The organism is Planktothrix tepida PCC 9214, assembly GCF_900009145.1.
GTDB classification, from domain to species: Bacteria; Cyanobacteriota; Cyanobacteriia; order Cyanobacteriales; family Microcoleaceae; genus Planktothrix; species Planktothrix tepida.
In genome coordinates this window covers 14770-27772 of the sequence record NZ_LN889782.1, presented here as the reverse complement: position 1 = coordinate 27772, position 13003 = coordinate 14770, and the positions used below count along the sequence as shown (strand labels likewise).

Below are 13003 nucleotides of genomic sequence, written 5' to 3'. Positions count from 1 at the left end.
AAATTTTTTAATGATTGAACCGAAATAACTTAACTACTAATATAGACATTATTCTGAAAACTCAAAACCAATGGAAAGGTTAATAGTAAAGTTTCTGAACCGGTTTTAATCGCTCCAGCCGTTCCATTTTGACTCGCATCTCCAATAATAAAAGGTGTCTCTATACCCCCTCCATGTTGAATCGTAATATTACCATCCCGATTCTCTCCCGCAGAGGAAATACTCACGTTTGTTCCGGTGGAGTCCGTAACCGTTTCTTGCACTCGAAATAAATTATCTGTGCTGATCAAAATATTACCGCCACTAGAAAATAATGTTCCCGATGAGGCAATATTTCCAATACTTTCTAAGGTAATATCTCCACCGGACGTAAAAATGGAATCAACAGCAATTTGTCCAGGGGATTTTAGAATAACAGGCCCTCCGGCGGTGGTAATATTTCCGACTGAGATATTATTGCCTAAGTTTTGAGTAGAATTAATAAAAAAGGTATCGTTAATGGTGGTATTTTCCTGGAGAGTGGGGGAAGTTGTTAAGGTTTGTCCTGAACGTAAGATTAAACTGGGACTACTCCTTAAAATTTCGGCATCAACATCACTGGTATTGACCTCAGTATCCCCTTGGGTAATATTAATATCTCCGCCCTGAATTGAACCTTGAGCTTCTATCTTTAAGGACGCTCCGCTATAATCTCCAAAAATGACGTTTCCATCCGCATAAATAATCGGGTCATAAAGACTAAAAAAGGTTCCGACCGTTCCCGATAAATTCAAGATTTGAAAGTTCCCTCCGGCTGCAAAATGAGCATCTCCTGAAATGATGCCATCACTGATTAAGGTTAAATTTCCTCCCGCTTGTAGGGGAATTTGAGGAAAATTTAAAGCTAATATATCAATAGTTTGATTTCCTTGAATCGTTAGATTTCCCCCAGATAAGGCTTGAAAGGGGGTTTGACCATCCCGAATGGTGACTATATTTCCAGCTAATAGATTTAAGTCGGCTGTTGTGAACAGTTGGCTTTCAATTAAGGTTAAATTTTGATGAGCGTTGAGGATGGTATTTTCTGCGGTTGCTATTGTATTTAATAGGACAATATCACCCGGTTGTACCTGTTTCCCTTGTGTTAAAACAATATCTCCAGCTTGATTAATACTTAAGTTTGTTGCTTCTTTTATACCTGAACCTGTTAATAGTTGGGGAAGAGATAAAGGAGCGATCGCTAATGAGTTAATATCACTGTTGGGACTAATTTCTAAACTCAGTAAATAACCCGTTTGACTCAAACGAACTAAATGTTCTCCAGGTACAGTTTGTAGTAAAATTGTGCCGCCTTCCAGGGAACCTGTATTGACAATTGTTCCCGCAAGTAAGGTTAAATCTTGCCCAGGCTTAACTTCTAATTGACCTAAATTAATGATACTTCCGGGTTGAGAAGCGTTAAATTGAAAAGCGTTAGGATTTCCGACTAATTGACTCCAATCTGCATCTCCAATCGCATTAAACCAACTTCCTGAATTAAAACCAATTCCATCGGCGGTTGTTGCTAAAAAAGCAGCAGGAACATCTAAACGCGCCTGGGAACCAAAAATCATTCCCGACGGATTCATTAAGAATAAATTAGCATTTCCTCCGCTAACTTGAATTAACCCATCAATAAAAGAAGGACTTCCCCCGTTAATTCGTCCTAAAATATTGTGAATGTTGGGAGTGGTAATAAAATTAACAACTTGATTTTGAGGGATATTAAATTGTTGAAAACTATGAAATAAATTAACTCCATCCCCAGAAACTTTTCCGCCTGTAATATTCATTTGCATGGGGGAACCGCCGGGATGGGTTATTGGTGTCACCAGAGTTCCTGTACCATCAGCAGCCGAAATCACTGATTGTGCCCCAACAGTAGAAGATTCCATTAAAAGAATTAAGGGAGTCCCTAAACATACAAAGAATAAAGGCAAAGGGGATGTTTTTATCATGGGGGCTCTAAATTAATCCTATAAAACCAGAGTCAGCCTGTGAGGAATCTTAACCTATCAAGAATACAGTACGGTGAATCCCAAAAAGCCATTGCTCATATTATAATTTTTGAATGACATCCCCCCTAAGACAGGAAATTTGCTCTCGTCAGAAATTTCATTTCGACGAAAGGAATGATTACTTAAAACTTCCAATCGGATTGTTATAATGCAGAATTCCAAACAGTCTGAATCCCGATTGAGCTATACACCGTTACAACAAGAACCCTATTTAAAACCCGAACCTCATTCCCGAACTGAGGGTGACATGGGGATGATCCTTCAAAATGCTCAGGGTCAGATTCAAAGCTGTAATCTAACGGCGGAAAAGATTCTCGGATATCCCATTCAAAGGATGATCAACCCGATTGAATCTCCCTGGATATTCCTAGATCAAGCTGGATCTCCGATTCCAGTAGAGTCTTGCCCAGTTTACCTCACATTGGCAACCGGACGACCTTGTTTGAATGTGATTGTCTATTGTCGTAAACCCGATGGCGAGTTGATTGAGTTGTTGCTCAACACTCAACCTTTGTTTCAAGGGGGGGAAAGGTCTCCATCGGCGGTGGTTACAACCTTTACCGAACGGGTACACCCCCAAGAAACCAATAAGCAAAATCCGGCGTTACAAACCCTTCGGGATCATGAAGAACAATTTCGGATGGCACTCGATAGTATTCCCAATACCTTAGTGATTTATGATGCTCAACGACGATTTCAGTTTGTGAATGCAGAAGGAATTCGTCGCAGTGGGAAGTCCTGGGAAGAACTGATCGGTTATCAAGATGAGGATGTATTTCCGGTAGAACTCACTCAAACCTATGTACCTACTCTCAAAAAAGCGATCGCAACTCGCAGGATTCAAAAGTTAGAGGTGACTAAAACTGCTTCTGACTTAGGAAGCTACACCACAATTGTTAATTATGTTCCCGTTCTCAATGCTGAAGGGGAAGTGGATCAAGTTTTGGGGATTACTTACGATATTACCGATCGCAAACGGTTTGAAGAATTTTTAGAAGCCAAAAATCGTCAAATTACTAATATTTTTAAAAGTATTACCGATGGTTTTGTCAGTCTTGATCATCGTTGGTGTTATACCTTTGTTAACGCTAAGGCAGAGGAACTTTTAGGCAAATCGGCGGCGGAGCTAATTGGTCACAACCTCTGGGAGGTATTTCCTGAGTTAATTGTATCTCCCACTTATACTTATTTCCATCAAGCTTTAACCGAACAAATTCCCATCGAATATGAAGAGTTTTATTCCTTATTTGGTCGCTGGTTTGCAGTGCGTTTATATCCTTCAACTCAGGGATTATCTGTTTATTTCCTGGATATTACCGAACGTAAACAAACAGAAGCCGCCTTACGCGAAAGTGAAGAACGCTTCCGAAATTTAGCAGAATCTATGCCCCAAATTGTCTGGAGTGCGAATGCTGATGGTTCCGTCGATTACTATAATCAACGATGGGCAGAATTTAGTGGCATCACTCAAACTGACGGTCAAGGATGGGGATGGCAACCGGTTCTTCATCCAGAAGATCAGCAACGCACCGTAGACGTTTGGCAACAATCGGTGCAAACTGGACAAATCTATGAATGTGAACACCGCCTGATGCGGTTTGATGGAGAATTTCGCTGGTATTTAAGTCGAGGTGTCCCGGTACGAGATCAACAGGGAAATATTGTTAAATGGTATGGAACCGCAACGGATATTCATGAACAGAAGTTAGCCACCGCCGAACGAGAAAAACTCTTAGCGCGGGAACAGGCAGCTAGGGCCGAAGCTGAAACCGCCAATCAAATTAAGGATGATTTTTTAGCGACCCTCTCCCATGAATTGCGGACACCGATGAATGCCATTATAGGATGGGCCAATTTACTCCGCACCCGTCGGTTAGACTCGGCTGTGATCACCCGTGCCTTAGAAACCATTGAACGGAATACAAAATTACTCAATCAACTGATTGAAGATATTTTAGATGTGTCGCGGATTATTCAGGGTAAACTTTGCCTGAATTGTTATTCCATTAAAATCATGCCGATGGTTGAAGAAGCCCTTGAAATGGTGCGTTCCACTGCCATTGCTAAAGGGGTTGAGATTATCACGGTTTGGGAAACGGCAACCACAGCATCGGTTTTTGGAGATATCAATCGTTTGCAGCAAATTGTCTGGAATTTACTCTCCAACGCGGTTAAATTTACCCCGTCGGAAGGACAGATCACCGTGAAGGTGTCGAGAGTTGAGGAGAATTTAGAAGACACAACTTCGATGTCCTGGGTTCAGATTCAAGTCATTGATAACGGGTGTGGCATTAGTCCTGAGTTTCTACCTTTTGTGTTTGAGCGTTTTCGGCAAGCCGATGGTTCCACCACCCGACTTCATGGGGGATTAGGATTAGGATTAGCCATTGTTCGTCATTTGGTGGAAATGCACGGAGGTCAGGTACAAGCTGAAAGTCCGGGTTTAGGACAAGGGGCAACTTTTACGGTGAAGTTACCGTTACTAGAACCCGAATCCTTGAAAGTTCCGACGTCTGGAGATCAGGTTTCTCAGGTTGAATTAACAACATCTCAAGTTTTGTTATCAGGTTTGCGAGTGTTAGTGGTGGAAGATGAAGCAGACACAAGAAAGTTAATTCAAGTCACCTTACAAGAATATGGGGCAACGGTAACGGTGGTGGAAACGGCTTTAGAGGCTTTAGAATGCCTCCAGAAATTTTCCTTTGATGTGTTAGTGAGTGATTTGGGAATGCCGGAAATCAATGGTTATGCCTTAATTGAAACGGTGAGAACCCTACCGCCAGAGGCTGGGGGACAGATTCGGGCGATCGCTTTAACCGCCTATGCGAGTGCCGAAGATCGCAAACAAGCTCTGGCTGTTGGTTTTGAGCAGCATCTTCCGAAACCCGTTGATCCGTTGGCCTTAGCCCTGATGATTTCAAGGGTTGTCAGAGGTGCTAACCGTTGAAAACTCACAACCAACTCTCGAAACCGGAGTTAAAATCAAATAACAATCTCAATCCGATAACGATTCCTGACTTGATCCTAAGTGTCCAAACAAACTGATCCTATGAACGTTTCAGAAACATCTGAGGCTCCAGACACCCCCGTATCCCCGGCCTATTCAGAGTTTATTACACCAGATGAAGCAACGGATTTTTTTAATCTCTCCCTCGATTTACTCTGTATTCTCGGATTAGATGGTTATTTTAAACGGATCAACCCGGCATTCAAAACCACCCTAGGATATACTGAGGAGTTACTTACTCGTCCTTTCATCGAATTTATCCACCCCGATGACCACCCTTCAACTCAACTTCAGGTTGAGAAACTTCGGCAAGGAACAGCAACGACTTATTTTGAAAATCGCTACCGTTGTCAAGATGGGTCTTATAAATGGCTGGCTTGGACAGCATTTCCCATTGTGGAAACCCAGTTAATTTATGGTGTGGGACGAGATATTAGTGAACACAAACGCATAGAACAGGAACATCGAGGGTTAGAAGCTGCTTTACGACAAAGTGAAGAGCGGTTAAAGTTAGCTTTAGAAGGCACAAATGATGGGGTGTGGGATTGGGATGTACTCACCAATGAAGTGTTTTTCTCAACCCGATGGAAAACGATGTTAGGTTATGCCGAAGATGAGATTAGCAATCATATTAATGAATGGGCAAATCGAGTCCATCCAGAAGATTTGCCCTCGGTAACTCAACTTTTGCAAGATCATTTTCAAGGAAAAACTCCATTTTATATCAGTGAACATCGAGTTCTGTGCAAAGATGGCTCCTATAAATGGATTTTGGATCGGGGAAAAGCCCGTCGAGATGAAACGGGAACTGTGATTCGGATGGCGGGTTCCCATAAGGATATTACTGAACGGAAACAACTCGAAGATTTTTTACAACGGGCAAATCAACAGTTGGAACAACGAGTCGCAGAACGAACGGCTCAACTGGAAAAAGCCTACAGCGATTTAGCAGAGCGGGAAGCTCTATATCGGCTGATTGTAGAAACAGCTAATGAAGGGATTTGGATTCTCAATACCGATGCCAAAACCACCTTTGTGAATCAGAAAATGGCTCATATGCTCGGTTATACCGAAGCCGAAATGCTGGGTTCTAGTATGTATGACTTCATGGATGAAACGGCCGCGTTGCAAGCGAAGCGGAACTTTAGCCGACGGATGAAGGGACTTAGTGAACAACACGATTTTGCCTTTCGCCGTCGAGATGGCTCTATTCTCTGGGTGATTATCTCCACAAATCCTTTGATTGATAGCCAAGGAAACGTGATCGGGGCGTTGGGGATGATTACCGATGTAACGGAACGTCATTTGACGGAGCAAGCCCTACGGGAAAGCGAGGAACGGAATCAATTGGGGATGGAAGTTGCCCGGATGTTTGCTTTTGAATGGGATGCCGTAACCGATCAAGTGCAGCGTTCTATCCATTGTGCACCCTTATTAGGACTGCCTGTATCGGAAGCCAAACAAGACACCGGACAACAGTTTTTTCAGAGACTTTTTCTCGAAGATAGAGGGGTTTTTCTAAGTTTGCTTAAATCCTTAACACCGGAAAATCACACTTATAAAACCCAATATCGGATTTTGCGACCCGATGGTATGAATGTGATTTTAGAAGAAAGTGGTCGTGCCTTTTTTGATGATCAGGGAAATCTACTTAGGTTATTGGGGATGACGGCTGATGTCACCGAACGGGAGCAAGCTGCCGCCGCATTACGCGAGAGTACCGCCATTCTCAATGCGATTAACGAATCGACCCCAACGTTGATTTTTGTGAAAGATCGTCAGGGAAAATTTCTGATGGCAAATTCTGCTGTCCTACGGCTGTTAAGAAAATCCGAATCGGAGGTGGTGGGAAAAACCGATGCTGAGGTGCTGCTGAATCTGGCAGAAGCGCAAAGGATTATGGCCAATGATCGTCTCGTGATTGAAACTGGAGTCGTGGAGAGTTTTGAAGAAGTCGCTGATTTTCCTGAAGGTCGGCGCATCCACCTCTCCACCAAATCCCCCTATCGAGATGAAAACGGAGAAATTATTGGTTTAATTGGTATTTCAACAGATATCACAGAGCGTAAACAAGCGGAAGAAGCGTTACAACAAAGTGAGTTAAACTTTCGGACGTTGGCGGACTCGATGCCTCAAATCTTTTGGACAGCCCAACCCGATGGATCTGTAGATTACTATAATCAACGTTGGTACGATTATACAGGGATGACCTTTGAACAGTCTCAGGCTTGGGGGTGGAAATCGATTCTGCATCCTGATGATCAACAGCCTTGTGTAGAACTTTGGAAGCAAGCGGTGCAAACCGGGGGGAAATATGAGATTGAGTATCGTTTTAAACGGGCAGCGGATGGAGAATATCGTTGGCATTTAGGACGAGCTTTCCCTTTGCGAGACTCCCAAGGACAGATTATTAAATGGTTTGGTTCGTCAACAGATATTCATGATCAAAAACAAGCTTTAGAAGAACGGGATCAAGCCTTGGAACGTCAACGAATCGCCCGTGAACAAGCTGAAGCGGCGAATCGAGTTAAAGATGAATTCTTGGCTATTTTATCCCACGAACTGAGAACTCCTTTAAATCCAATTTTAGGTTGGGCTAAACTGTTACAAAGTCGTTCCCATAGTCCTGAACAAACTCAAAAAGCATTAACCGCGATTGAACGTAATGCCAAACTTCAGGTGCAATTGATTGATGATTTGTTAGATATTTCTCGAATTATGCGAGGAAAGTTGAGTCTGGAATTAGAGCCTGTTTTTTTAATTGAACCGATTCGGGCGGCGTTGGAAACGGTTCAGTTAGCCGCAACAGTTAAGTTAATTCAGATAGAAACCCACTTAGAAACTGACATCCCTCCCATTTTAGGAGATAGCAGTCGGTTACAACAAGTGATTTGGAATTTGCTCTCTAATGCCATTAAATTTACCCCGGAAGGAGGACAAGTCACCCTAACATTACAACAAGTGGAAGGTTGGGCTACTCTGCAAGTGAAAGACACCGGAAAAGGAATTAGCCCGATCTTTTTACCTTATCTATTTGAGTTATTTAGTCAGCAAGATACATCTACAACTCGACAATTTGGGGGGTTAGGATTAGGATTAGCGATCGCGCGACAATTAATTGAAGCCCATGGCGGAACAATTACAGTAGAAAGTGCTGGGGAGGGACTGGGAGCAACCTTTACCGTTCGGTTGCCTTTGATGGTAAATCCTGAACTTAAAGTTTCTCCTTCGGGTAGTGATGAATCGATTTGTTTACATGGGTTACGGGTTTTGGTGATTGATGATGAATCGGATTCTTTGGAGATGGTTTCGTTTATTCTCGAACAGCAAGGAATGAGGGTGACGACGGTTTCCTCGGCCCATGAAGCATTACAAGTGTTCCTGCATTTACCCCTAGATATGATTATTAGTGATATTGGGATGCCGGAAATGGATGGTTATAGTCTTCTGCGTCAAATTCGCACCCTTCCTCCAGAACGAGGGGGGAATATTCCAGCGCTGGCATTAACCAGTTATGCGGGGGAAATGAATCGAAACCAAGCACTACGGGCTGGGTTTTCCGATCATATCCCGAAACCCGTTGAACCGATGACGTTAATCCATAAAGTCGCTAAACTAGCCGACTATTACGGTTAAGAATTCAACATATAGGGAACAGGGAACAGGGAACAGAAGGGAAAAGGAAATAGACAAAAGTGATTACTGATCTGATCAACTATCTGTAGCAAACATTAAAGGATGGAATATAAGTCTTTCACAGCTTACTGTTCCTTAATGCTATAGATTTTTATAAGCCGCCCAACCGCCCAACTCAGAAATATCAGGCCATTGATATTGTTCGACTAATTCACGGGAATAGAGCATTGCTGTTAAGACTTCCCCATCTTCTAAGATCACATCCCCAGGATAGAGATTTGGGGGTTCAGTTGAGAGGAGATGTTCATATTGTTCTAAGGAGATCTCATACACTTCCCCCGGAATAGAAATTCCGCCTTCTACTACTTCATAAATCGCCGGATGCCAACCGTTTCCCGCCGCGTGTAACCGATACAAAGGACGGGTTTTCGCAGGTTTAACAAATGTTGCATTTCCTAAATTACCATGATCCGGTTGGCCCCGGAGAGCAGAACCACAAATAAATAGGCGTTTCGTGTTGTTAGTCATAAATAATAGGAGGGAACAGGGAACAGGGAATAGGCCAATAACTTTAGCTTCTATCTGACCGTCAGTATTTCGATTATTAATATAGACTATTGAAAAAATCAAGAGTTATGAACTTTTTTCTCCCAATTCGCAATTCGTAATTCGTAATTCGTAATTCGTAATTAAAAATTATGGCTGTGATCACAGAACTGAGAATTAATCATGAGCGCCTACACCATCGAATTTATGATTTAGCTAAGATGGGTCAACAACCGTCAGGAAGTATTCGCCGTTTGGCGTTTACCCCGGAAGATTTGCAGGCTCGTGAAGTTGTCAAACAATGGATGCTAGAAGCGGGAATGAGTGTGAGAACCGATGCGGCGGGAAATCTCATCGGTCGTTATCCGGGTCAAAATCAGATGGCTCCCGCTTTAGCAACGGGTTCTCACCTCGATACTGTGCCAACAGGAGGACGCTATGATGGCGTTTTAGGGGTATTAGCAGGTATTGAAGTCGCACAAACCTTGAAGGAAAATCATCTAAAACTGCATCATCCTTTAGAAGTCATTGTGTTTACCGATGAAGAAAGTACCATGATTGGCGCTCAGGCGATGGCGGGAACGGTGTTACTGGATAACCCAGAGCGTTATTGTTCTCAAACCGGAGAGTCGATTCAATCCTGTTTAAAACGGGTGGGGGGAAATTGGGAACAGTTAGCCAGCGCAAGACGTTCACGGCAGGATATGGCAGCATTTTTAGAACTTCACGTTGAACAAGGAGCAATTTTAGAACGGAATAAGGTTTCGATTGGAATTGTTCAGGGAGTGGTGGGAATGGAACGCCAAAAAATCACCATTCTTGGACAAGCGAATCACGCTGGAACAACACCGATGGAAATGCGACAGGATGCGTTAGTCGCGGCGGCAGAATTAATTTTAGCGGTGCAAGAAATTGCGTTAAAAATGCCTTCTGAACCTGTTGCAACGGTGGGATATCTTAATGTATTCCCGAATGCTGTTAATATTATACCCGGACAAGTTGAATTATCCGTTGATATGCGGGATTTATCCCAGAATTGTTTACAAGAAATGTTAACACAATTGCAAAATAAAATTATAGCGATCGCTAATTCAACAAATACCCAAATTTCCATCACGCCGTTATTGAGTGTTAAACCAACTTTAGCAGCACAGGAAATTCAAAACACCATTGAATCCGTTTGTCAACAGTTAGAATTAAGTTATTTATCCCTTCCTAGTCGTGCGGGACATGATGCGTTAGAAATGGGAAGAATTACCAATATGGGGATGATTTTTGTTCCTTCCCAAGCGGGAGTAAGTCATTCCGAAGCGGAATATACTTCCCCTGAACAATGCAGCCAAGGGGCAAATGTATTGTTACAAACTTTATTATTAATCGAAAGGGAACAGGGAACAGCTTAACAGGGAACGATGACAGTTTTTTATTGTCATTCTGAGCTTGGGAAGAATCTTACTATTTTCTAGCTAAATTATCAAAGATCCTTCATTTCGCTGCGCTACATTCAGGATGACAGTTTCTTATTGTCATTCTGAGTTTGCGAAAAATCTCGCTACGTTCAGGATGACAATTTTAAAGGGTTTTTGAAATTATAATCGCGGATTCAATTAATCATTATGAGTATGTTCAAACTCATAAATATAGAATAAACGACTGAATTTTTTTAAGTAATATCCAGCCGTTGCAAAGGCGATCGCACATCCCAATAAAACCCAAAAACCTATCGGCGGAAATGCAGTTAATTGCCCAACGGTTCGGGCATCAACCATAACACCCAACCCAAAACAAACGATAGCCATAATATAGGAAAATACCGTTAATCGGTTAATATTTTTTAGGGCATTTTGACAGACTTGACAATGTTGGGTGTGGGTTGACCAAACATCAAATAATTGTTGTTTATTTAACTCAGGAAGGGGAAGATGGGGGTCACATTCTTCAGACCAAGGAATACCACCGCCTGCCCGTTTTTCAATCCATTGACGGAAGGTAATAACCATTTTATCCTGGGGATTCGGTGTAAAAACTTCCTCTAACCAGCGTTTATTTTTCCGTTTGGCTAATATTTTTTCTTGATAGTGTAAAAACACTAAATCTTGGTGCATAAATAAGGGAGCTAAAACATGATTTAACCAAATGGGCATTGGTAGGGCAAAAAAGCCTATCCCGCCCGGTGTTTTACCTTGCTTACTTTTAATTAAAATCTGACGGCCAAAAGTCCGACACCACCCCGGACGAGTGGGAGTTGCATACAACGCTAAAATCATTTTTCCCCCATCTACATTAGTCGCGTAAATTTTCTGATGACAGGGGGGTTGAAAATCATGAACCGCTTCTACAACGTGGGGTTGAGTCGGTATAATTTTAAAGGCAAATCCCTCTTGAGTCGATATTTTTCGCAAGGAAATCATGTCATAATATTTAGCATCTTTGTAGCGATTGCCGATAATTCCATGATGGGAAACCGGAACATGGGCGGGGTCAGAAATATTCTCCATAAAGAAATCCCAACCGTAGGGAATATCCCGAAAACTCCAAGGTAACTTAACAATTTGATCTGAATTTTCTTCTAATTCAGGAATCAGACGAGGGGATTTTAACAAGCTTTCTTGTTGGGCTTCGGAACCGGATTCTCCCCAAACCCATAATAAACCCTGACGTTCTTGGGTGGGATAAACCACAGCGCAGGATTTCGGGTTAGAACAATGTTTCGCTTCCGTTTCGCTATCTTGAGATTGGGGAATGCTAACACAATTTCCCTCGCCATCGAACCGCCAAGCATGATAAGCGCACAGAAGTGTGCCATCGGACTCTACCCGACCTTCAGACAAGGGAACCAGGCGATGGGGACAAGCATCCGCAAAACAGCGCCATTGACCCGAAGCATCCCGCCATAAAACAACATCTTTTCCTAACAATTGCACGGGATGGGGACGAGTGGGGTCAATGAATTCCACCGCAGCGACGGGATACCATTGTTTTGTCCATTGAAATTGTTCAGTTTCGGTTTGGGGACGTTCGATGAATGTGGGGTTTAGGTTTTGTTGTAGGGGGGTCATAAATNAAGGTATCGGGAGGTAAAGTTGTATATTTGCTATCACTACTGGGGTCAACACTGCTAATAATAGAATAGCCAATATCTCCATCTTGAATATTATCATCGACTCCGGTAACTGTAACAACTTGAGGGGTACTCCAATTTTGGGAATTAAAGGTCACGCTGGGGGTTAATAAACTTCCTTCTTGGGGGTTACTGTTGCTGAGAGTAATCAGAACGTCTGATGTGGGTTGGGAATTTAAGACGATGCTGAAATTTCCGGTGTCTCCGGCTTCTGATGTTAGGGTATCTGATGTGGTGAGATTAATCCCAATACTATCGTTATCTTGGTTAATGAAATCTAAGGTATCGGGAGGTAAAGTTGTATATTTGCTATCACTACTGGGGTCAACACTGCTAATAATAGAATAGCCAATATCTCCATCTCGAATATTATCATCAACTCCGGTAACTGTAACAACTTGAGGGGTACTCCAATTTTGGGAATTAAAGGTCACGCTAGGGGTTGATAAACTGGCTTCTTGGGGGTTACTGTTGCTGAGAGTAATCAGAACGTCTGATGTGGGTTGGGAGGTTAAGGCGATGCTGAAATTTCCGGTGTCTCCGGCTTCTGATGTTAGGGTATCAGAGGTGGTAAGGTTAATCCCAATACTATCGTTATCTTGGTTAATGAAATCTAAGGTATCGGGAGGTAAAGTTGTATATTTGCTATCACTACTG

At 42.6% G+C, this 13003-nt stretch carries 6 protein-coding genes; 3 read left to right on the top strand and 3 right to left on the bottom strand.

What is annotated here, in order from left to right; genetic code table 11:
- Positions 1–29: 29 nt before the first annotated feature.
- Positions 30–1976, bottom strand: a complete 1947-nt coding sequence (locus PL9214_RS03315) for a filamentous hemagglutinin N-terminal domain-containing protein (protein ID WP_072717423.1) — start codon at positions 1974–1976, stop codon at positions 30–32.
- A gap of 208 nt (positions 1977–2184) precedes the next feature.
- Between PL9214_RS03315 and PL9214_RS03310 the strand changes: the two genes are divergently transcribed.
- On the top strand, positions 2185–4983 hold the full coding sequence (locus PL9214_RS03310; RefSeq protein ID WP_072717422.1) for a PAS domain S-box protein: 2799 nt from the start codon (positions 2185–2187) through the stop codon (positions 4981–4983).
- A 102-nt stretch (positions 4984–5085) separates the two neighbouring features.
- Positions 5086–8679 (top strand): PAS domain S-box protein, encoded by a 3594-nt coding sequence (locus tag PL9214_RS03305; RefSeq protein ID WP_139294957.1) that lies wholly within the window; start codon positions 5086–5088, stop codon positions 8677–8679.
- A gap of 141 nt (positions 8680–8820) precedes the next feature.
- Here the strand turns inward: PL9214_RS03305 and PL9214_RS03300 are convergent, their stop codons facing one another.
- Entirely contained in the window at positions 8821–9207 is a 387-nt protein-coding gene (locus tag PL9214_RS03300; RefSeq protein ID WP_072718631.1) for an allophanate hydrolase-related protein, read from the bottom strand.
- A 170-nt stretch (positions 9208–9377) separates the two neighbouring features.
- Between PL9214_RS03300 and PL9214_RS03295 the strand changes: the two genes are divergently transcribed.
- Entirely contained in the window at positions 9378–10628 is a 1251-nt protein-coding gene (locus PL9214_RS03295; protein WP_072717420.1) for a Zn-dependent hydrolase, read from the top strand.
- 204 nt (positions 10629–10832) lie between these two features.
- Here the strand turns inward: PL9214_RS03295 and PL9214_RS03290 are convergent, their stop codons facing one another.
- A complete protein-coding gene (locus PL9214_RS03290; protein WP_072717419.1) occupies positions 10833–12284 on the bottom strand; it encodes an aromatic ring-hydroxylating dioxygenase subunit alpha in 1452 nt (483 codons plus the stop codon).
- Positions 12285–13003: the final 719 nt, after the last annotated feature.